Consider the following 19,875-nt stretch of genomic DNA (forward strand, 5'->3'; position numbering starts at 1 on the left):
AGGAGGCGTGATGTTCGAGCGGTTCGGTGATCTTCCCCTTCACGTGCTGGTGATCCACGCCGCGGTGGTGCTGCTGCCGGTGGCGGCGCTCACCGCGATCGTGTTCGCGCTCGTCCCGAAGTGGCGCTGGCTGCTGCGCTGGCCGGTCCTGCTGCTCGGGCTGGGCGCGCTGGTGGTGGGCTTCGTGGCGCGGCAGAGCGGCAAGGCCTTCGTTGCCGCGATCCCGGAACTCCAGCAGCTCGTCGCCGAGCACCAGAAGCGCGGCAACCTGCTGTTCTGGTTCGTGCTCGCGTTCGCCGTCCTGGTCGTGGTGGCCGTCTTCGTCCTCAGCGGACCGTCCGCGCTCGCGACCGGCCAAGGCGCCCGGGCGGCCCGGAGCAAGCCGCTCGAGTGGGTGGTCAGCGCCGCGGTCGTCGTGATCGGCGTGCTGGTGGTCTACCAGACCATCCGTACCGGCGACTCCGGCGCGAAGGCGGTCTGGGACGGCCGGCTGCCACCCAACTAGGCCTGCTCGGGCGACCAGTTCTGCTCGGCGCGGCCCTCGCGGCTGGCCAGCAGCCGGCGGAACGAGGCGACCCGCTCCGCCTCCACCCGGCCGGACTCGACCGCGTCGTCGAGCGCGCAGTCCGGTTCCGTCTCGGCGTGCGTGCAGCCGCGCGGGCAGTCGATCACCTCGGCGGCCAGGTCGGGGAACGCGTTGATCAGCTGGTCCGGCTGCACGTGCGCGAGCCCGAACGACCGGATCCCCGGGGTGTCGACGATCCATCCGCCGTCAGGCATCCGAAGGACCAGGGCGCTGGTCGACGTGTGCCGGCCGCGTCCGGTGACATCGTTGACGACCCCGATCGCGCGGTCGGCGCCGGGGACGAGCGCGTTCACCAACGTGGACTTGCCGACGCCGGAGTGACCGACCAGCACGCTCGTCCGATCCTGCAACTGCTCCCGCAGCGCGCTCAGGTCCCCGCCTTGGTGGGTCGCGACCGACTCCACGCCCAACGGCCGGTACGTCGACAGCAGCGGCTCCGGGTCGGCCAGATCGGTCTTGGTCAGACAGAGCAACGGCCGCATCCCCGCGTCGTACGCCGCGACCAGGAACCGGTCGATCAGCCGGGTCCGCGGCTCCGGGTTGGCCACTGCGACCACGATGACGAGCTGCTCCGCGTTCGCCACCAACGGGCGCTCGACCGGGTCGTCGTCGTCGGCCGAGCGGCGCAGCAATGTCTCCCGGGGCAGCACCTCGACGATCCGCGCGAGCGTGCCCTCGTCCCCGCTGGCGTCGCCGTCCAGCTTGACCAGGTCGCCGACGATGACGCCCTTGCGCCCGAGCTGCCGAGCCTTCATCGCGGTGACCAGCCGGCCGTCCTCGGCGTCGTCGTCCACCCAGGTGGTGTACCGGCCGCGGTCCCGGGTGATCACGAACCCGGTCACCGCGTCGTCGTACGACGGCCGGTCCTTGGTCCGCGGCCGGGTCCGGCGCTTCGGGCGCTCGTACTTGGCGTCCTCGTCGTACCGCGACATCAGCCGACCAGGCCGGTCCACAGCTCGGGGAACTCCGGCAGGGTCTTCGCGGTGGTGCCGATGTTCTCGATCGCGACCCCGTCGACGGCGAGCCCGACGACCGCGGCGGCGTGCGCCATCCGGTGGTCGTGGTACGTGCCGAACAGCCCACCGTGCAAGGGCTTCGGCCGGATCTCCAGGCCGTCCGGGGTCTGGTTCACGTCTCCGCCGAGCGCGGTCAACTCCTGCTCCAGCGCGGCCAGCCGGTCGGTCTCGTGGTTGCGCAGATGGGCGATGCCACGCAGGTACGACGGGCCGTCGGCGAGCACTGCGATCGCGGTGATCACCGGGGTCAGCTCGCCCACCTCGCTCAGGTCCAGGTCGACCGCGGCGATCCGGCCCTTGCCGCGAACGGTCAGCCCGTCGTCGGTGAGCGTCACGTCCGCGCCGAACCGGGTGAAGATCTCGGGCAGTTGCCCACCCGGCTGGGTCGTTGCCGTCGGCCACCCGGTCACCGTGACCTCGCCACCGGTGACGACCGCCGCGGCCAGGAACGGTGCCGCGTTGGACAGATCCGGCTCGATCGCGGTGTCCCGGGCCTGAATGGGGCCAGGAGCAACGACCCACCGGTTCGGCTCGCTGTCGTCGACGTGGACGCCGCGTTCGCGCAGCATCGCGACCGACATGTCCAGGTGCGGCTGGGACGGGACCGGCTTGCCGTCGTGCCGCAGGTCCACGCCCTCGTCGTACCGGGCGCCGGCCAGCAGCAACGCGGAGACGAACTGGCTCGACCCGGACGCGTCCAGGGTGACCTTGCCACCACGGACCGAGCCCGCGCCGTTCACGGAGTACGGCATCCGGCCGGTGCCCTGGTCGTCGATGTCGACGCCGAGGGTGCGCAACGCGCCGAGGATGACGTCCATCGGCCGCTCCCGCGCGTACGGGTCGCCGTCGAACGCGACCACGCCGTCGGCCAGCGCGGCGACCGGCGGGACGAACCGCATCACGGTGCCGGCCAGTCCGCAGTCGACGGCGGCCGGGCCCTTGAGCGAACCAGGGGTGACCGTCACCAGGCCGTCCCGCTCGGTGATGCCGACGCCGAGCGAGACGAGCGCGGACCGCATCAGCGCGGTGTCCCGGGCGGCCAGCAGGCCGGACAGCGTGGATGGACCGTCGGCGATGGCGGCCAGGATCAGCGCGCGGTTGCTGATCGACTTGGACCCGGGCACGGTGACCCGCCCGGTGACGGCACCCTCCGGACGCGGTGCCGGCCAGCCCTCTGACGTCCCCATCTCACTCCCTCAGCTCGGACGATCTCAGCCTGAGCCTATCGGGCAGGGACGCAGCGTCAGCCGATCGGGAGTTCGGCCCGGGCCGCGCGCGCCGCCAGCTTGGCCTCGCGGCGGGCCGTCTTGGTGAACTGCTTGGCCTCGCGCTTGGCCAGCTTGGTGGTGCGCTTGGCCTCCCGCTTCGCGGCCCGGGCACCGTGCTGGGCACGCCAGGCCAGGCCCGGCTGCCCCTCGGTGTCGACCGCGGCCAGCAGCAGCCCGCCGAACAGGCCCAGGTTCTTCATGAACTGGACCTTGTGCATCGCCCGCGCTTCCTTGTCCTTCTCCTGCCAGAACGGGTGCCCGGCGGCGGTGGTCGGGACCAGCGTCGCGGCGAGCACGAGCGCGCCGAGGCGGCGGCCCTTGCCGGACGCCAGCGCGACCCCACCGAGGACCTGGGCGGCGCCGTTCAGCCGGACCAGGTTCGCCGTGGTCTCCGGGATCCGGTCGCCGACCTGGGGCGGCGCGACCCGCTTCGCCAGCGGCACCAGCCGGTCCGCGACAGGCTGCGCCTTCGGCACCAGCGGCTCCGGGTTCCGGATCGCGTTGGCGCCCTGAACGATGAAAATGGTGGACAGCAGCGGCCTGGCCAGTGCGCGCACGACAGTCATGGCTCCTTCATACCTCGTTCGGCAAACCCACGGGGGCACCGTGTGCCCGTGTGTCTTGTACCCACCGCCCAACCCGGCAGTCACTCCGGGTGAGTGGACGGCTCAGATCGGGCAGCCGTCCGGGCCGCAGGCGTCACCGTCGCCTGCGCCGTCCGGGCTGATCAGGGTGACCGGCTTGCGGTCCGCGTTCGCCCGGCGGAGCGCCTCGGCGAACACCTCGACCGGCTGCGCGCCGCTCACCCCGTACTTGTCGTCGATCACGAAGAACGGCACCCCGTTCGCGCCGTACGCGAGGGCCTGGGCCTGGTCGGTCGCCACCTCGTCCGCGTACTGCGTGCCCGCCAGTACCGCGGTGACGCGGTCCTCGGGGAGACCGGTCTCGGTCGCGAGCCGGGTCAGGGTGGCGTGGTCGCCGACCGGGAGGCCCTCGGTGAAGTACGCCTTCAGGAGGCGCTCCTTCAACCGGCCCTGGGTGTCGGCCGGAAGGTCACCGGACGCGCCGAGCTCGCGGGCCAGGTGGAGCAGTCGGTGCGCGTCGACGGTATTGGCCGCCTTCGCGTCCTCGAGCCGGAAGTCCAGGCCGTCCTCGGCGGCGACGGCGGTGACCCGCTCGTTCGCCTGCAGCCCGAACTCGCGACCGCCACCGAACTTCTCGCCGAGCCGGGTGGCCAGGTCGCGCGGGTCGTCGTTGGTCGCCGACGGGTCGAGCTGGAAGCTGTGCCAGACGATCTCGGCCTTCTCACCGGCGTTGTCACCGGACTCGGCCAGGGCCTGTTCGAGCCGGCGCTTGCCGATGTAGCACCAGGGGCAGACGACGTCGGACCAGATATCGATGCGCATGCTCATCGGCAACCGCTAGGCCGGCAGAGGTATTCCCGCGCTCAACTACAACGGCGGACAGCGAGCAGCGCGTACGCCCGGGCGCAGTGCAGTACCTCACTCAACGCCACGTGCTCGTCGGTGGCGTGCGCGTACCGCACGTCGCCCGGACCGTACTGCAGCGTCGGTACCCCGGCCGCGGCGTACTGCCGCAGGTCCGACCCGTACGGCCCGCCCTTCACCTCGGGGACGACGGTCGTCCCCGCATCGGTGGCCGCCCGCAACGTGTCGCCGAGCAACGGGTCGCCTTCCGGGAGCAGCCCGGACGCGAACACCCCACCGGGCCAGGTGACCTGCACCGGGTGATCGCGCAGCCAGTCGTCCTTGGCGCACGCCTCGGCGACCGTCTGCTCGAACACCTCGCGCGCCTCCTCGACCGGCTCGCCCAGCCGGACGCCGTACCGGCCCTCGGCAACCAGCAGGTCGGGCACGGTACTGGCCCAGTCGCCCGCGCGGATCGTGCCGATGGACAACGGGTTCGCCAGGTCGAGGTGCTGGAGCAGCGGATGCGGATCGCGGTTCCGGTCGGCCTCCAACGCGCGCAGGGCGGCGTGGACCGGCTCGAACTTCTCGATCGCGCTGACACCCCGGGTCCGGGTCGACCCGTGGGTGGCCAGCCCGCTCAGCTCCAGCCGGAAGGTGAGCGAGCCCGCGTTCGCCGGGATCACGCCGCCCGCGGTCGGTTCCGCGATCACGCAGGCCGCGCCGGTGTGTCCGCGTCGCAGCGTCGCGAACGTACCGAGTCCGCCGTCCTCCTCGCCGACCACGGTGTGCACCGCGAGCGGCCGGCGCAGAGTGATGCCGGCGGCAACGATCGCGGCGGTCGCGCCGAGGATCGCGGCCACCCCGCCCTTCATGTCGCAGCTGCCGCGGCCCCACATGATCCCGTCGCTGACCCGGGCCGCGAACGGATCGCCGTCGGGCCACAACGCCAGGTCACCGGGCGGGACGACGTCGACGTGCCCGTTGAGGATCAGCCCCGGTGTCCCGGCCGGACCGAGCGTGCCGACACAGCCCCACGCCGCGGTCCGCTCGACCTCCATCCCGGGGAAGTCCGGATCGGCCGTGGTCCGGGCCAGGTCGATCTCCCAGTGGTCGACGGCGAGCCCGAGCGACCGCAGCCGGTCCGCACACCAGGCCTGGACCTCGGTCTCGCCGTCCGTTCCGTCCACGCTCGGGATCCGGACCAGCTCCCGCAACCGCTCGACGATCCACGGCTCGTCGATCGCCGCCAGCACCGCGCGCTCCACTTCACCGGCCATGGGCACATCATCATCCAGCCGGTCGGACCACGCGATGCCAGGGCGGCGATCGGCCTTACGGGGTGAGCCGGTGCAGGTCCCGGGGGAACAGCGCGACCTCGCGGACGTTCTCGGCTCCGGTCAGCCTGGCCACGAAGCGTTCCAGCCCGATCGCGAACCCGCCGTGCGGTGGCATCCCGTGCCGGAACGCCTGCAGGTACGAGCTGTACGCCGGGTCCTCCGCGGACTCCCCCCGGGCCCGCAACGCGGCCACGTAGTCGCCGTACCGGTGCAGCCGCTGGCCGCCGGTGACCAGCTCGACCCCACGGAAGAGCAGGTCGAACGAGTTCGACCAGCGCGGGTCCGACGGCTGCGGGTGCGTGTAGAACGGCCGCTTCACCATCGGGTACCCCTCGACCGCGACGAACTCGCTGCCGTGTTCGCGCAGGGCCCACTCGCCGATCGCGCGTTCGTCGGCGGGGGAGAGGTCGGGCTCGTCCGGGTCCGCCCCGGCCAGCTTGAGCGCCTCGCTGAAGTGCAGCACCGGGACCTGTTCGGGGATCCCGGGCAGCTCCACGCCGAGCCGCTCCAACGCCCCGGCCGCCCTCGTCCCGACCGCCTCGAGCATGCCGGCGATGACGTCCCGCAGGACCGCCAGGACGTCCCGGTGGTCCTGGACGAACCCGAATTCCGCGTCCAGCGAGACGTACTCGGCGAGGTGCCGGACCGTGTCGTGCGGCTCCGCCCGGAACACCGGCCCGACCTCGTAGACGCGTTCGAACACGCCGACCATCGTCTGCTTGTAGAACTGCGGCGACTGGGCCAGGTAGGCCGGGCCGCCGAAGTAGTCCAGCGCGAACACATTGGCGCCGGACTCGGTCGCGGTACCGACGATCTTCGGGGTCTGGATCTCGGTGAAGTCCAGCCCGTCGAGCGTCGCGCGGAACCCGTGCAGTGCGGCCGCGCCGACCTCCCAGCCGGCCCGGACCACGGGATGCCGCAACGTCACCGGCGCGTTGTCGAGCAGCACCGGCAGCCCGGAGTTCACGGTCGGCCGCCACAGCTCGATCGGCGGCGTGTGGGCCGGTTCGGTCAACGCCTCGATCACCGGGTCGACCAGCTCGGCACCGCCGGGAGCCTGCGGGTTGGCGGCGACCGTACCGGTCACCTGGACGACGGTCTCCTCGCCGAGTCCGTCCAGCTGGGCCAGGGTCCCGGGCGCCTTCACCACGACCTGGCTCAGGCCGGAACGGTCCCGCAGAACGAGGAAACTGACCGCGGCCAGTCGTCGTCTTCGATGGACCCAGCCGGCCACCGTCACGGTCTGGCCCACTGCTGAGGGGATCTCCTGGTTGAGAATTCGCATCGCTGTTGTCACCTCCGTCGGATTACTCGAACCCCGGAGGTGTGGGCGAAGGGGAATCTCGCGGTGCCACCACACCTTCACCGGACTGGCGACCAGCCCGGCCTCTTGTTGCCGCATCCGCTCGGGAGTGTCTTCACACCGGTCTGTGCGTCGCCTTCCCAGCTACCGGCGACTCTCTCTGGCACAGGTGATCGGCGCTACTCGGTTCCGTCACCGCGAACGGGACCAGGGTAGGGCGCGCGCGTCAGCCGGGCAAAGCGAATACCCCGGCCTCGGCTCAGCGGCGCTTCTCGGCCGGCGGGATGACCACCTGGTCGGTGTCGAACCGGCCGGGCGTGATCGCCTTGACGGTGGCCGTGTTCGCCGGACCCGACCCCGGGCTCCACACCGTCCACTCCGAGTTGAACGGCTTGCGGTAGTTCTGGGTCGTGCAGGTGGCCCGGCGGATGTCGGTCGAGCGCGAGCAGATCCAGCCGTTGTCCAACGTGGAGACGAAAGCGAGGTGCTTGCCCCAGGAGATCTCCAGCGTCACCGGCCCGGACACCCCGGACAGGGTGAGGAACCGGTTGTAGAGGAACGGGTTCGGGTCCTCGCCGGGCGTCGGGGTGACGATCCGCAGCAACGACTCGTCCTCCTGGACCGGGGCCAGGGTCTCGGTGTCGGTGTCGGTGACCACGCCCGCCTTGGCGGTCACCTGGTACGACCTCTCCGCCGCCGAACCACCTTCCGGTACGGCGAAGTCGGCGGGCAGCGGAGCCGGCTCGGCGGGGTCGTCGGCCGTACAGGTGCGGGTGCTCTCCGTGCACTTCCAGCCGGCCGGTTTCGCCGCGATCGGCCAGTCCAGCGACCCGCCGTAAGAGAGCTGCAGGGTGACGCTGGAACGGTCGGTGCCAGGGGCAACGGTGAGGGTGCGCAGGTGCCGGTCCGGGTCGGGCCGGGTGGTGATCTTCAGCAGGTTCTCGTCGGTGCGCTCCGGCGCGGTCAGGGTCGCCGAGTCGCTGTCGTACAGCCGGCCCGACTTCGCCGAGACGGTGAACGTCCGGTCCGCCGCCGAACCACCGGTCGGGGTGGCGAACGTGAACGGCAACTGCTGCGGCTTGGCCGGGTTCGTCGCCGTACAGCGGCCGCTGCGTCCGTCGGCGCCCTTCTCACACGTCCAGCCCGGCGGGTTCCCGGCCAGCGGCCAGCGCAGCGCCGCGCCGTACGTGAGGCCGATGGTCACCGGCTTGGTGTTGTTCGCCGGGACCTTGAGGGTGATCAACCACTCCTCGCCCTCGTCGGCGGCGGCGCGGTCGACGATCGGGGCCCAGCCGATCGGTACCCCGCCGCCACTGCGCGGTGCGGTGATCGTCAGCAGGCCCTCGTCGAGGACCGGCGTGGTCGGCTCCGGCGGCGTCGGCCGGGGCGTCGGCGGCGTGGTCGGGGGCGTCGTCGGCCGCGAGGTGGGCGCCGCGGTCGGCTCCGGCTCGGGTGACGGCTGGGTGGGCTCGGGCTGCGTCGGCCTCGTGGTCGGCGGCTTGACCGTCGGCGGCTTCACCGTCGGGGGTTTCACCGTCGGCGGGTTCGGCGGCGGCTGGGTCGGCTGCTGCGACGGCGGGGTGTTGATCGCCGCCGGGGGCGTCTCGTTGCCGGTCAGCGCGAGCGCGGCGAGGACGGCGGCGACCGCGATCACGACGACCGTGCCGGCACCGACCGCGGTCCGCGTGCTGTTCTCGGTGGCCTTCTTCCAGCCGGTGACCAGGAAGCCGACGAACCCGGCCTTCGCGCCGGACGCGGCGGCCAGGTACCCGAGGCCGGCCGTACCGAGCAGCGCCGGGGCGAGCAGCGCCGGCAGCGCGCTGTTGACCTCGACGAGCTCGAGGTACACCGCGGTGCAGTGCGCGCACTCGTCCATGTGCTCGCGGACGTTGCGGTTCTCCCGCTTGGTTAGGCCGCCGCGGACGTACGCGCCGAGCCGCTCCGTGGTCCAGCGGCACCGGTCGCCGCCGACGTCGGTGAGGTGCTGCTGCAGGTACGCCTGGCGCAGACCTTCGCGGGCCCGGTACGCGAGTGCGGAGACGCCGTTCGCGGTCAGGCCGAGCAGCGGGGCGACCGCGGCCGGCTTCTCGCCCTCGACCTCGGTATGCCAGAGCACGGCCTGCCAGCGCTCGGGCAACGACGCGAACGCCTTCGCCGCGGCGCCGCTCTCGAACCCGGTCACCGTCGGGTCGTCGAACGTCTCGGGCTCCCGCTCGTAGGCCGCGATGTCGTCGGTGGTGGTGATCCGGCGGCCGGACCTGATCCGGTCCACGTGCACCCGGCGGACCGTGGTCAGCAGGTACGCCCGGAACGACACGTCCGGGCCGCCGCCGTTGCGGAGCGCGTCCAGCACCTTCGCGAACGCGTCACCGGCCAGGTCGTCGGCGTCGTTGGCCGGGACCAGCTGGCGGGCCATCCGCTCGGCGGCGTGGTGATGGCGGGCGAAGAGTTCGCCGTACGCCTCGAGGTCGCCCGACCGCACGCGCGCGATGAGTTCCGCGTCGCTGGGGACGTCCTCCATGCGTTGTTCCTCCGCTGTCGTCACCACTTCGTCACCGTCTGTCACTTCGTTGCCTCGGTCAAGACTCCCACGAGGTGACGGGCGACCGCACGTTTCATGACGGCACTTTTCTGACGAGGCGGACCGGTTCGGGGTTACGCGAAAAATTTCTCCGGAATCCGCGTCATGAAACCGCGGCCCGCCTGTCTCACCCCCAGAACGACGCTCCTGGCCGCCCGGTCGGGAGACGAAGGGACCACGAAGGAGGGTCATGTCGCTGTACGCGGACATTCGTCGGCGGTTCGACTCGCTGCGGTCCCCGAACCTGGCGGGGTCGCCCGCCCGGGAGCGGCCGGGAGCGTCGTCCGGATCACCGTGCGGGCGGAGGGAGCCGCACGGCACAGCTGGCACCGACCACAGCGCCTACCTCGCGATCGCCGAGGCGCTACGGGACGGAGCCGATGTCGTGCCTGCGAGTGACGAGGTCGGCCGCCAACTGGCGGAAGACGGAGTCTCGTTGCTCGAGGCACTTGATGGGCTGAGTGCGCTGTACCGCTCGATCGCCGGGGGCGAGCCGGCTTTCGCCGCGGTACGCGCACTCAGTTCCAGCTGGGCCGAGACGTCCCTCATCTACCTGCACTCACTGTCCTGCGAGGACCCGCTGACCGGGCTGTCCAGCCTGAAGCACCTGCGGTCCCGCCTCGGCGAGCTCTACCGGGAGGCCGATCACCGTGGAACCTCCGTCCCCGCGACCCACGCGCTGGTGGTGGTCGAGCCGCTCCACCCGGCCGGGACCGCACCGTTCGACCGCGAACTCCGGCTCATCGACGTCGCGGAGTGCCTGCGGATCGTGTTCGCGGGCGGTGACGTACTGGGCCGCCTCGGCACACACCGCGCGGCGGCGCTCGTCCGCCGCGAGCCGAACCTGCCGGACCAGGTCGAGACGGTCCGAGCCCTGATCACCCAGTGGCGCCTCGACACCGAGGAGCCCCAACTGGCCCGCCTCTGGATCGAAGGCCTCCCCGGCACCGACCCGATGGCCACCCGCCTCCTGGACGAACTCTCCCGAGGCACCTGAACTGCGCCCGGGCGCCAACAGGGGGGCGCCCGGCCGCATCAGCAGGCGGCGGATCGCCTATCACGGGGTAGGCGATCCGCCGCCGCAACCTGCCCAGAAGCCGTTCAACCGCAACCGCCCGCGCGTGGCTGGGTACGCGACTGGCGGGGTGGGTTGAGGCAGGTACTTGTCGCCCGCAACAGACAGCCGAGGTGGTGGTCGCGGGCAGACGGCTTGGGCGGTTAGTTGTCATCCGCCCCGACCGACTCCCGCAGCTGGCTGCCAGCGGACGGGCCGGTGCTGTTGGTTGTCTTCTGCGGTGTACGGGCCGGGCAATTGGTTGCTCAGACGGACGACCTCTGTGGGTGCTTCGACCGGCTGCTCCACCGCTTCAGCACATCTCCAACCCCGCCCAGCACACCCCCGCGAGCTTGCTGGCGTACCCAGCCAGCTGCGGCGGGTAGGTGCAGGCCCCCTCACCCGGCACCCCGCCTCACGGTACGAACTGCTGTGCAGGGCGACCGCCGGTCGACTGCGACGAGAACTGTCGGTGGTCGTGGTTAGGGTGGCTTTCATGTGTGGCAGATATGCGTCCAGCCGGGATCCTGCTGATCTTGTCGTCGAGTTCGAGATCGACGCCGGGAACGTGAAGGAGTCTGTGCAGGAGCTGCCGGACAACTACAACGTCGCGCCCACCGACCAGGTGGTCGCGGTGGTCGAGCGGAAGAACCGGGAGCAGCCCGACGAGGTCGTGCGCAAGCTGACCACGGTGAAGTGGGGGCTGGTGCCGTCCTGGGCGAAGGATCCCTCGATCGGGAGCCGGCTGATCAACGCGCGGATGGAGACGGTCGCCGAGAAGCCCGCCTTCAAGAAGGCTTTCGCGGTCCGCCGCTGCATCCTGCCCGCCGACGGCTACTACGAGTGGTACGAGAGCGAGCAGAAGAACAAGAGCGGCAAACCCGTCAAACAGCCGTACTTCATCCGTCCGGCCGACGGCGGCGTGCTCGCGATGGCCGGGCTGTACGAGATCTGGCGTGACAAGACGGTCGAGGACCCGGAGTCCGACGCTGCCTGGCTGTGGACCTGCACCGTGCTGACCACGTCCGCGACCGACGACCTCGGCCGGATCCACGACCGGATGCCGCTGCTGGTCGAGCCCGACCGGTACGACGCCTGGCTGGATCCGCTGTCGTCCGACCCGGACGAGCTGGTCGACCTGCTGATCCCCGCGGCGCCCGGCCGGCTCGAGGCGTACGCGGTGTCGAAGGCGGTCAGCTCGGTCAAGAACAACGGCCCCCACCTCGTCGACCCGCTGCCGCCCGACGGCGCCGATCCGGCCGACCGCCCCGACGAGCCGGAGGAGAAGACCCTCTTCTGACCCCGCCGGGCCACGCCGGGCGAGGTCGGCCGTTCGGAGTGTCCGGGAGTGACAGGATGACCACCGTGACAGACGAACGGATTGTGGCGACGCCGCACGGCGAGGCGCGGATCGTGGCCCACCGCGCCCGGAGACCGGTGGCGACCATCGCCCTCGGTCACGGCGCCGGCGCCGGCATCGAGGCCGGTGACCTGACCGCCCTGGCCGCGCGGTTGCCGAAGCAGGACATCAACGTGTTCCTGATCGAGCAGCCGTGGCGCCGCGCCGGGAAGAAGCTGGCGCCCGCGCCGAAGATCCTGGACGCGTCCTGGGTGGCGATCATCGGCCAGCTCCGGATCCGTACGCCGCTGGTCGTCGGTGGCCGCAGCGCCGGCGCCCGGGTCGCCTGCCGGACCGCGGCAGGGCTGGGCGCGTCCGGTGTGCTCGCCCTGTCCTTCCCGCTGCACCCACCGGGCAAGCCGGACAAGACCCGCGTCGACGAACTCCAGGCCGCCGGCCTGCCCACCCTCGTCGTGCAGGGGGAGCGGGACCCGTTCGGGACGCCGGAGGAGTTCCCGCCGCTCACCGAGATGACCGTGGTCCCGGACGCGGACCATTCCTTCAAGGTGCCGAAGCGCGCCGAGCTCAGCCAGGAGGAGTCGTTCGAGCTCCTGGTCGAGGCCGTGTTCGAGTGGGTCAGCCGGGAGGTTTCCGGCTGATCCGAGCTGATTTCGGCGGATTCCGGGGCCCGGGAATGTCCGCGCCGCCCGGTCGCGTTGAAGCGGACATGATGGCGACGATCTTGGGCACCGAGCGGGGTTCCGTGAAGAGCCCGGTATTCTCGATCCCGATGCCGACTCCCACCACCACCGAAACTCCCGAGCAGCGCACCGAGCGCTTCGAGCGGGAGGCACTGCCTTTCCTCGACCAGATGTACGCCGCGGCGATGCGGATGACCCGGAATCCGGCCGACGCCGAGGACCTGGTCCAGGACACCTTCGCGAAGGCATACAGCTCCTTCCACCAGTTCACGCCGGGCACCAACCTGAAGGCGTGGCTGTACCGGATCCTGACGAACACGTTCATCAACGGATACCGCAAGCGGCAGCGTCAGCCCACGCAGTCCCCGACCGAAGAGATCGAGGACTGGCAGCTGACCGCCGCCGAGTCGCACACCCCGGGCGGGCTCAAGTCGGCCGAGGCGGTCGCGCTGGAGCACCTGCCCGACTCCGACATCAAGTCGGCGCTGCAGGCGATCCCGGAGGACTTCCGGCTGGCCGTCTACCTGGCCGACGTGGAGGGGTTTGCGTACAAGGAGATCGCCGAGATCATGGGAACACCGGTCGGTACGGTGATGTCCCGCCTGCACCGCGGCCGGCGCCAGCTGCGGGAGCTGCTGGGCGACTACGCCCGCGACCGGGGCCTGATTCCGGCCGCCGACGGAGAGACCGAGGAGGAGTCGTGAGCTGCGGCGAGCACCACGACGTGGACTGCAGCGAGATCCTGCAGCGTGTGTACGTCTTCATCGACAACGAACTGGAAGACGCCAGTACCGAAGAGATCCGCCAGCACCTGGAAGAGTGCGCCCCCTGCCTCGACCAGTACGACCTGGAACGCTGCATCAAGAAGCTGGTCCACCGCTCCTGCGGCGACGACCAGGCTCCCGCCGCCCTCCGCCAGAAGATCCTCCTGAGCCTCACCGAGATCCGAGTGGAAACCACCACCCAGGACTGACCGTCAGTCGGTCCGTTCGGCCTCCGCGAGCAACTCGAGCACGATCGCCTCGTCCCGAGGCGCCAACCGATGCAACAGCGCGGCCGCCCGCTCCCACTGCGACCGCGCCGAAGCAAAATCCTTGCCCGCGGCACTGACCCGCCCCAGCAACGTCAGCAGCTGCCCTTCTCTCCGAGTGTCACTGCTGTTGCGTGCGTCCTTCAGGCCGCGCTCAGCGTGCAGCCGTGCGGCCGTGAGGTCCCCTTGCCGGAGGTAGACGGTCGCCAGGTCGAGCCGGGCCTCGGGCAAGGTGCTCGGATCGCCCATCCGCTCGAAGGTCTCGATGCCGGTCGAGAGCGCGGCCGCCGCGGCGTCGAGCAGACCGGAGTCCAGGTACGCCCGGCCGATGTTCTCGTAGCGTTTCGCCAGTGAGCGGGCGTTCCCGGCCTTCTCCGCCATGCTGATGCTCAACGCGAAGTACTGCTCGGCCTCGGCCTGCTCGCCGCGCCGGACGTGCAGGCCACCCAGCGCCAGATAGCTGATCCCCTCGACGGTCTCGTCGTTGATCCGGCGGCTGAGCTCAAGCGCTTGTTCGGCCCAGGCCAGGGCTTCGTCGATCCGGCTCAACCGCTGGCAGACGTAGCTGAGCGACGAACAGCACCGGGCCTGCCCGGCCTCGTCACCGATCGCCCGGAACAGCTCCAGACTGCGGAGGAGATGCGGACCGGCCGCCTCGAACAGGTCCTGCTCGGCATCGGGAATCGCCAGGTCGTGCTCCAGCCAGGCCGCGAGCCGGTCGGCCTCGAGCTGTCCGGCGATCGATCGGGCGATCGTGTTCAGGCTGCGCATCTCGATCCACCGCGATCGGGACTCGTGGTAGCCGAACAGCGACAGCACCAGCTCCGGTACGAGCTGCCGCAGCTCGGGGTCGCGGTCGGCCTGCTGGACCGCGCGGGAGATGTTGGACCGCTCGGCGTCGAGCCACTGCAACGCCGAGGCGACGTCGTCGAGGACCGGACCGGGGGAGTCGTTGGGCGTGGCCAGGGCCAGTCGCCGGCTCTGGATGTGGGTCAGTTGCTGGGATCGCCAGCCGACCGCGGTATACATCCGGAGGACTCGCCGCAGTGCGGCTGTGCGGGCCTGCGGCGCGAGCTCCTCGTCGGCGCGTTCCCGGGCATAGGCACGGATCAGGTCGTGCAGTCGGTACCGGCCGGGCGCGGTCGACTCCAGCAGATTGAGGTCGACCAGCCGTTCGAGCAGCTCACCGGTGTCGAGCTCGGACCGGTCCACCAGCCGGGCGACGGTCGTTGTGTTCAGGTCGGATCCCTCCGGCAGACCCAGGAAGGCCAGCATCGCGGCGGCCCGGCGATCGAGCTGATGGTCGCCGGCGGCAAGGAACTGCACGGACCCGGCGATGTTGGCCCGGACGCCGGAGTCGCCGGTCCCGAGCTCGTCGAGCCGGCGCCGTTCGTTCTCCAGCTGACCGACCATGTACTCGATCGGCCAGCTGGGACGGGCGGCCAGCCGGGCGCCGACGAGCCGGACCGCCAACGGGAGATGGCCGATCAGCTTCGCGACCGAGCGGGCCGCGTCGTTCTCGGCGGAGACCCGGGCGTCGCCGACGATCCGCCCCAGCAGCTCGACCGTGTCCAGCTCCGGCAACGGCGTGAGGCTGATGTGCCGAACTCCGGGCAGCGCGGTGAGACCGCGCCGGCTGGTCATGATCACCGACGATCCGGGCACCCCCGGGAGCAGCGGACGGACCTGGGCCGCTCCGTTCGCGTTGTCCAGCAGGATGAGCACCCGCAGTCCGGCCAGCCGCGAACGGTACAAGGCGGCGGCCTCGTCGGCCCGCTCCGGGATGGCGGCGCCCTCGACGCCCAGGGATCGCAGGAGCTGACGCAAGGCATCGACCGGCTGGATCGGCTCGCCGGGTCCGTACCCGCGCAGATCCACGTACAGATGGCCGTCTGGATAGGCGTCGGTGGCCAGATGCGCGGCGTGGATCGCCAGTGAAGTCTTCCCCACACCGCCCATGCCGGTCACCGCCACCAGACTCACGGCGGTCACCGGATCGCTCGGAACCAGGACGCGCAGGATCGCCTCCAGCTCGGTCCGCCGGCCGGTGAAGTCGGCGAGAGTCGGCGGGAGCTGCCGGGGGACGTCCACCTCGGCCGGTTGCGCGTCAACCGCTCGCGCGACAGCTGGTACCGGCTGGGGGGCCGGTCTGCGCGTCCCGCGGGCGGCGGCACGCAACCGGTCCGCGTCGGCGGGCGTCAGCTCGAGGGCGGTGACCAGGGCATCGAGGGTGTGCAGTCGCGGCCGGCGGCGGGCTCCTCGCTCGAGCATGCCGATCGCCTGCTCGCTGAGCTCGGCTCGCTCCGCCAGCGCCCCTTGGCTGTAGCCGGCCCGGGTCCGGAACCGGCGAAGCATCTCCGCGAACGATTCCGCCGCCACAGCCCGGCCTCCCCTCTCGCCCAGTCCGCGAGGCGGTCGGTCGCCGTCTCGTCGGGCCCCAACTCTAGGAGGTTCGGCAGTGCGCCGACGGTGCTTGTCCACAGGTGCCGGGCGCCGTCCGGTCCGTCGAGTCGATCACCCGATTGCTCCGAACAATTGTTTGAACAATAGCGCTCAGTGGTCGTTCATAAACACTCCGAGTTCAAGACCTGTGGCAAAGGTGGTCTTGCTCGCACCTGTGACCAAATTGCAAGGACCCCGGTTTTCACCGGGGTCCTCGCTGTGCGTAGCCGCCGAACTCAGGCGTTCGGACGCTTGCCGTGGTTCGCGCCCTTCTTCTTCCGCGCGCGACGCTTGCGGCCGGTCTTGCCCATGAGAAAGCCTCCTTGTAACAACTGCAAAGAGTCACAGTCTCTCATATCACGACGGTGTGTTCACCGCAGTGCGGCGAGTCATGCTCTGGCCTACAGTGTTTCGCGGCGCGCTCGATGAGCAAACTTATGACGAGTCAGCGAGGTGCTGTCTGCCCCCCTGTGTGCCCCGCGAACGTGGGCCACAAGACTGCGACCGCTGATCGGAGGTGACCAGCCGTGCTTGGTAGTGACGCGTGGGAGTGGTGAAGGTTAGAGTTCACGGGTGAACAGCCGCTGGCCGCTCCGTCTGACGGTGGCGTTCAGCGCTGGTATCGCACTCGTGGCGCTTTGCGTTGCACTGTTCCATACCAGGCTTGACGCCCCGACCCTGACACTTGGTTCCCTGCTGCTGGTCGGTGCCTTGCTCCGATCCAAGGTAGGGCCGGTTCGAGCTTCGCTCGACTATGTGGTCGGCATCGCGCTCTTCCTTCTGTCGGGTGTGGCTGCTGCCGTAGTCGTTTCCGTTCTCCTGCCCCTGACGCAGGATCGCCGTCTGCCGTTGATGAGGCGGGTTTTCAACGGTGCCCAGGCCGTGTTGTGTGCGACCGCCGCGGGCCTGGTCTTCCTGCAGACCGGCGGCGTCCAGGGCACCGAGGTGCTGGACCATCCCGGCCGCGCCATGTTCTCCGCGACGGCGGCCATCACGACCTGGCTCGCGGTCAGCGCGGTACTGATGTGCCTGGTGCTCTGGCTGGACCGTGGCGCCACCTCGCCGCTCGACTTTCTCCGCAAGGTCGCCGCACCGACCGTCGTCCCGATGATGGGCTACGGCCTGCTCGGCGTCCTGCTGGCCGTCGTCTGGCTCGGCGGCCTCGGCATCGGGGCGGTCTTCCTGGTCGTGGTTCCGTTGCTGGTGGCCCGGTGGACGCTGTCGCTCTACGAGGCCGAGCGGAACGCGCAGGCCGCGACGATGCGCGCGTTCATCCAGGTGATCGAGACCAAGGACCTGTACACCCGCGGCCACTCCGAGCGGGTGAGCGAGGGTGTCGGCATGCTCGGCCGGCATCTCGATCTCACCGAGGACCGGCAGTCGGCACTCGAGCACGCCGGGCTCCTGCACGACGTGGGCAAGGTCGGCGTGCCGACCAGCATCATCCGCAAACCTGGCCGGCTGGACGACTCGGAGATGGACGCCATCCGGCTGCATCCCGCCCGCGGTGTCGAGCTGATCGGCAACATCCCCTTTCTCGAAGAGGTCAAGTCGGCGGTGCTGCACCACCACGAGAAGTACGACGGAACCGGGTACCCGGCCGGCCTCAGCGGCCAGAACATCCCGTACTTCGCCCGGATCATCGGCATCGTCGACGCCTTCGACTGCCTGACCTCGACCCGCTCGTACCGGCCGGCCCGCGGCGTCGAGGAGACGCTGCAGATCCTGCTGCAGGATCGCTACACCCATTTCGATCCGGACCTGGTGGACGCGTTCGTCGACGTCATCCGGACCCAGGGCTGGAAGGCGGCCGCGGCCGAGCAGCCGCAGCCCGACAGCTCCGTGGAGGCGAGTATCGACCACGACGACCTCAGTCTGGGCAGTGGCGGTGGCGCCTCGGGCTCGGCAGCCGGGCCGGGGGTGTAGATGGCCGACTCCGAAGGGCTGGAGGTACGCAGGCTCGGGAGCGGTGCGGTGATCATCTTGGCCGGATCAGTGCTCGGCCTGGCCGCCCTCGCGATCACAGCTCGCCGCGGCATCTCCGAATGGCCGTACGCGTTGACGTTCGGGCTGTTGATCGCGATCGGCGAGATGGTCCAGTTCCGGGTCGATCGGAGCCGCAACCGGGCACCCATCGCGACCAGCGCGGCGCTCGGCTACGCCGTGCTGCGGGGCCCCGAGCTGGCCATTCCACCGGACGTCGCCCAGGTCATCGCGGTGACGGCCATGGCCACGTTGGGCGGGGTCCTGCCCCGGGTGATCGCCGGGATGCGATGGGACATCGTCGTGTCCTGCCGACGGGTCCTGTCCGTCGCTTGTGCGTCCGCTGTCTTCGCCGCGGTGACGCCGGCCGACCTGTCCTGGAGCGGGTCGTGGAAGGACGCGTGGCCGCTGACGGGCGCCATGCTGCTCGCGGTGCTCGGCGCCGCCACCATGGACGCCCTGATCGGTGCGGGCCAGGCGACCGAGAAGTACAACCAGCCGTTCCCCGCGGCGCTGCGCGACGAAGTGGTCGTTGCCGCGCGCATCGGGATGGCGATGGCGATCAGCGGCGTCCTGCTGGCCTCCGGAACGTCGTTGCTCGGTCTGTGGGGACCGCCGCTCGTGGTGGTGCCGCTGTTCCTCACCCAGTTCGCGTTCCGCCGGTTCGCCTCCGCGCAACGCACGTACCGGACGACGGTTCGGTCGATGGCGCGCAGTACGGAGATCGCGGGTTTCAGCTCCGCCGGTCAGAACGCGCGGACCGCGTCGCTGGCGGTGGCCCTTGGCTACGACCTGGGGTTGCGGCCGGATCGGTTGGAGGCGTTGGAGTACGCGGCTTTGCTTTCTGGGGTGGGCCAGCTCGCTCTGGCTGATCCTTCGCCGGGTGGGGCTTCACTTCTGCGGAGCCGGGGGGAGCGGCAGCAGGCTGCCGAGATCGGGGCTTCGATCATCGAGCGGTCCGGGGTGCTGGACCATGTCGCGGAGATCGTGCGGCACTCGAACGATCCGTACCGGCAGGGGCGGGCGAACAACTCGGACATCCCGGTGGAGAGCGGGATCGTCAACGTCGCGCTCGCGTACGAGCAGTTGGTGGGGGAGAGCGGCGGGCAGAGTCCGGACAAGGCGATGGAGTCGATCGGGCTCGGGATCGGGGCCGAGTACGACCCGGTCGTCGTCGAGTCACTGCGCCGGGTGATCGGGCGGGGCTTTCGTTTCTAGCTGGTGCCATGAGGGCGCCGGTTCGGTCGGGATCCGGCCCGTACCGCCCATGCCCGCGTACAGCAGCAGGCCCGCGCCCGCGGCGATCAGCAGGTCCCCAGGGCTGACCGCCTGACCCAGACCGGGCAGGGTGACGGGGACGACGTCGCCGAGCCAGGGGAGCAGGGTGTCGGCGCCGGAGAGCTCGTGCCGGGGATCGTCGACGACCGACGGCGGGAGGCCGGCCCGGGCGAGCGCGGTCCGGGAGACGGGCATGGCGCCGTTGAGGACGACGACCAGGGCGTTCGCGCAGAAGCCGAGGGCCAGCAGGGCGACGCCGGGGCGGCGGAGGTTCTGGCGGAGGAAGACGCTGATGCAGACCGCGGACCCGATCAGGCCGACCGGGTACGCGATGCCGCCGGTGACCGTCCCGAGCAGCTGGCCGGTCGCGGCGGCCACCAGCCAGTGCAGCCCGGTCAGGCCGTTGTTCGCCAACGCGGTGAAGCGGCCGCCGGTGAGCAGCGCCGCCCCCGCGGCGAGCGCCATGACCAGGAGAACCAGCAACACCCTGGCGATTCTGCCCGGTCAGCTGTCCGAATCCGGGCAGG

At 70.8% G+C, this 19,875-nt stretch carries 18 protein-coding genes; 8 read left to right on the forward strand and 10 right to left on the reverse strand.

Features of this window, described 5'->3' with window-relative positions; translation table 11 throughout:
* The first annotated feature begins 10 nt into the window (after nucleotides 1–10).
* Nucleotides 11–505 carry a DUF2231 domain-containing protein gene (locus tag FB561_RS31490; RefSeq protein ID WP_145813689.1) on the forward strand — a complete coding sequence of 165 codons (495 nt, stop codon included), beginning with the start codon at nucleotides 11–13 and terminating at the stop codon, nucleotides 503–505.
* Here the strand turns inward: FB561_RS31490 and rsgA are convergent.
* The 7 genes from rsgA to FB561_RS31525 form a co-directional block, all read right to left on the reverse strand.
* Nucleotides 502–1,518, reverse strand: a complete 1,017-nt coding sequence (gene rsgA, locus FB561_RS31495) for a ribosome small subunit-dependent GTPase A (RefSeq protein WP_145813690.1) — start codon at nucleotides 1,516–1,518, stop codon at nucleotides 502–504. The genes FB561_RS31490 and rsgA overlap by 4 nt on opposite strands.
* Nucleotides 1,518–2,789 carry a 3-phosphoshikimate 1-carboxyvinyltransferase gene (aroA, locus tag FB561_RS31500; protein WP_145813691.1) on the reverse strand — a complete coding sequence of 424 codons (1,272 nt, stop codon included), beginning with the start codon at nucleotides 2,787–2,789 and terminating at the stop codon, nucleotides 1,518–1,520. The genes rsgA and aroA overlap by 1 nt, the downstream gene beginning before the upstream one ends.
* A 56-nt stretch (nucleotides 2,790–2,845) precedes the next feature.
* Nucleotides 2,846–3,436, reverse strand: coding sequence for a DoxX family protein (locus tag FB561_RS31505; RefSeq protein WP_145813692.1), 591 nt, complete (start codon nucleotides 3,434–3,436; stop codon nucleotides 2,846–2,848).
* Between the two features lie 102 nt (nucleotides 3,437–3,538).
* Nucleotides 3,539–4,282, reverse strand: a complete 744-nt coding sequence (locus FB561_RS31510) for a DsbA family oxidoreductase (protein WP_238335243.1) — start codon at nucleotides 4,280–4,282, stop codon at nucleotides 3,539–3,541.
* Between the two features lie 35 nt (nucleotides 4,283–4,317).
* Nucleotides 4,318–5,577, reverse strand: coding sequence for an ArgE/DapE family deacylase (locus FB561_RS31515; RefSeq protein ID WP_145813693.1), 1,260 nt, complete (start codon nucleotides 5,575–5,577; stop codon nucleotides 4,318–4,320).
* A 55-nt stretch (nucleotides 5,578–5,632) separates the two neighbouring features.
* Nucleotides 5,633–6,922 (reverse strand): aspartate--tRNA(Asn) ligase, encoded by a 1,290-nt coding sequence (gene aspS, locus FB561_RS31520; protein WP_145813694.1) that lies wholly within the window; start codon nucleotides 6,920–6,922, stop codon nucleotides 5,633–5,635.
* Between the two features lie 277 nt (nucleotides 6,923–7,199).
* Nucleotides 7,200–9,461: a sigma-70 family RNA polymerase sigma factor gene (locus FB561_RS31525; protein WP_170284902.1), complete on the reverse strand. Its 2,262-nt coding sequence runs from the start codon at nucleotides 9,459–9,461 to the stop codon at nucleotides 7,200–7,202.
* A 250-nt stretch (nucleotides 9,462–9,711) separates the two neighbouring features.
* On the opposite strand from FB561_RS31525, the gene FB561_RS31530 reads away from it, so the two are divergent.
* The 5 genes from FB561_RS31530 (at nucleotide 9,712) to rsrA (ending at nucleotide 13,588) form a co-directional block, all read left to right on the forward strand.
* Nucleotides 9,712–10,518 carry a hypothetical protein gene (locus tag FB561_RS31530; protein WP_145813696.1) on the forward strand — a complete coding sequence of 269 codons (807 nt, stop codon included), beginning with the start codon at nucleotides 9,712–9,714 and terminating at the stop codon, nucleotides 10,516–10,518.
* 553 nt (nucleotides 10,519–11,071) lie between these two features.
* Entirely contained in the window at nucleotides 11,072–11,875 is an 804-nt protein-coding gene (locus FB561_RS31535) for an SOS response-associated peptidase (protein ID WP_145813697.1), read from the forward strand.
* 56 nt (nucleotides 11,876–11,931) lie between these two features.
* A complete protein-coding gene (locus FB561_RS31540) occupies nucleotides 11,932–12,573 on the forward strand; it encodes an alpha/beta hydrolase family protein (protein ID WP_145813698.1) in 642 nt (213 codons plus the stop codon).
* Nucleotides 12,574–12,704: 131 nt separating this feature from the next.
* Nucleotides 12,705–13,319 carry a sigma-70 family RNA polymerase sigma factor gene (locus FB561_RS31545; protein WP_170284903.1) on the forward strand — a complete coding sequence of 205 codons (615 nt, stop codon included), beginning with the start codon at nucleotides 12,705–12,707 and terminating at the stop codon, nucleotides 13,317–13,319.
* On the forward strand, nucleotides 13,316–13,588 hold the full coding sequence (rsrA, locus tag FB561_RS31550; protein WP_145813699.1) for a mycothiol system anti-sigma-R factor: 273 nt from the start codon (nucleotides 13,316–13,318) through the stop codon (nucleotides 13,586–13,588). The genes FB561_RS31545 and rsrA overlap by 4 nt, the downstream gene beginning before the upstream one ends.
* Nucleotides 13,589–13,591: 3 nt before the next feature.
* Here the strand turns inward: rsrA and FB561_RS31555 are convergent, their stop codons facing one another.
* The gene (locus FB561_RS31555) at nucleotides 13,592–16,024 is read right to left on the reverse strand and encodes a helix-turn-helix domain-containing protein (RefSeq protein ID WP_145813700.1); all 2,433 of its coding nucleotides are present in this window, start codon (nucleotides 16,022–16,024) and stop codon (nucleotides 13,592–13,594) included.
* Between the two features lie 299 nt (nucleotides 16,025–16,323).
* Nucleotides 16,324–16,398: a 50S ribosomal protein bL37 gene (locus FB561_RS39295; RefSeq protein WP_369759046.1), complete on the reverse strand. Its 75-nt coding sequence runs from the start codon at nucleotides 16,396–16,398 to the stop codon at nucleotides 16,324–16,326.
* Nucleotides 16,399–16,939: 541 nt separating this feature from the next.
* Here FB561_RS39295 and FB561_RS31560 point away from each other — a divergent pair.
* Nucleotides 16,940–18,013 (forward strand): HD-GYP domain-containing protein, encoded by a 1,074-nt coding sequence (locus FB561_RS31560; RefSeq protein ID WP_238335244.1) that lies wholly within the window; start codon nucleotides 16,940–16,942, stop codon nucleotides 18,011–18,013.
* Nucleotides 18,014–19,288 (forward strand): HD-GYP domain-containing protein, encoded by a 1,275-nt coding sequence (locus FB561_RS31565; RefSeq protein WP_145813702.1) that lies wholly within the window; start codon nucleotides 18,014–18,016, stop codon nucleotides 19,286–19,288.
* Here the strand turns inward: FB561_RS31565 and FB561_RS31570 are convergent.
* A complete protein-coding gene (locus tag FB561_RS31570) occupies nucleotides 19,250–19,834 on the reverse strand; it encodes a DUF5317 domain-containing protein (RefSeq protein WP_238335245.1) in 585 nt (194 codons plus the stop codon). The genes FB561_RS31565 and FB561_RS31570 overlap by 39 nt on opposite strands.
* Nucleotides 19,835–19,875 lie beyond the last annotated feature (41 nt).

This window comes from Kribbella amoyensis (assembly GCF_007828865.1).
Classification (GTDB): domain Bacteria; phylum Actinomycetota; class Actinomycetes; order Propionibacteriales; family Kribbellaceae; genus Kribbella; species Kribbella amoyensis.

Bases quoted from the DNA above. Each gene is read 5' to 3' on its own strand.
- FB561_RS31565 (WP_145813702.1), top strand. From the start codon at position 18,014: ATGGCCGACTCCGAAGGGCTGGAGGTACGCAGGCTCGGGAGCGGTGCG.
- FB561_RS31515 (WP_145813693.1), bottom strand. From the start codon at position 5,577: ATGGCCGGTGAAGTGGAGCGCGCGGTGCTGGCGGCGATCGACGAGCCG.
- rsgA (WP_145813690.1), bottom strand. From the start codon at position 1,518: ATGTCGCGGTACGACGAGGACGCCAAGTACGAGCGCCCGAAGCGCCGG.
- FB561_RS31535 (WP_145813697.1), top strand. From the start codon at position 11,072: ATGTGTGGCAGATATGCGTCCAGCCGGGATCCTGCTGATCTTGTCGTC.
- FB561_RS31490 (WP_145813689.1), top strand. From the start codon at position 11: ATGTTCGAGCGGTTCGGTGATCTTCCCCTTCACGTGCTGGTGATCCAC.
- FB561_RS31540 (WP_145813698.1), top strand. From the start codon at position 11,932: ATGACCACCGTGACAGACGAACGGATTGTGGCGACGCCGCACGGCGAG.
- aroA (WP_145813691.1), bottom strand. From the start codon at position 2,789: ATGGGGACGTCAGAGGGCTGGCCGGCACCGCGTCCGGAGGGTGCCGTC.
- FB561_RS31505 (WP_145813692.1), bottom strand. From the start codon at position 3,436: ATGACTGTCGTGCGCGCACTGGCCAGGCCGCTGCTGTCCACCATTTTC.
- FB561_RS31525 (WP_170284902.1), bottom strand. From the start codon at position 9,461: ATGGAGGACGTCCCCAGCGACGCGGAACTCATCGCGCGCGTGCGGTCG.
- FB561_RS31530 (WP_145813696.1), top strand. From the start codon at position 9,712: ATGTCGCTGTACGCGGACATTCGTCGGCGGTTCGACTCGCTGCGGTCC.
- FB561_RS31510 (WP_238335243.1), bottom strand. From the start codon at position 4,282: ATGAGCATGCGCATCGATATCTGGTCCGACGTCGTCTGCCCCTGGTGC.
- FB561_RS31560 (WP_238335244.1), top strand. From the start codon at position 16,940: ATGAGGCGGGTTTTCAACGGTGCCCAGGCCGTGTTGTGTGCGACCGCC.
- FB561_RS31545 (WP_170284903.1), top strand. From the start codon at position 12,705: ATGCCGACTCCCACCACCACCGAAACTCCCGAGCAGCGCACCGAGCGC.
- aspS (WP_145813694.1), bottom strand. From the start codon at position 6,922: ATGCGAATTCTCAACCAGGAGATCCCCTCAGCAGTGGGCCAGACCGTG.